Annotated in this window: 1 protein-coding gene; it reads left to right on the forward strand. The window is 60.4% G+C overall.

Annotation, left to right across the window (positions count from 1 at the left end):
• Positions 1 to 268 (forward strand): penicillin acylase family protein (locus BK665_RS33305; protein ID WP_185076732.1); only part of this gene is annotated, 268 nt, incomplete at both ends.

Below are 268 nucleotides of genomic sequence, written 5' to 3' on the forward strand. Positions count from 1 at the left end.
ATTACGTGCAGAATTCCAACGATTCCGCCTGGATGGTCAACCCTTCGCAACCTCTGTCCGGCTATTCGCCGTTGATCAGCCAGCAAGACCAGCCGCTGGGCCTGCGCTCACGTTTTGCCCTGGACCGACTGGGCAAACTGGCCAAAGGCGGGCCGGTGAAGGTGGAGGATTTGCAGCGCATGGTCATGGACGACCAGGTTTACCTGGCGGACCAAGTGATGCCAGACCTGCTCGGTTTTTGTGCCGGTGACCTGGGGCCCGATGCCTC

The organism is Pseudomonas frederiksbergensis, assembly GCF_003732665.1.
Classification (GTDB): Bacteria; Pseudomonadota; Gammaproteobacteria; order Pseudomonadales; family Pseudomonadaceae; genus Aquipseudomonas; species Aquipseudomonas frederiksbergensis_G.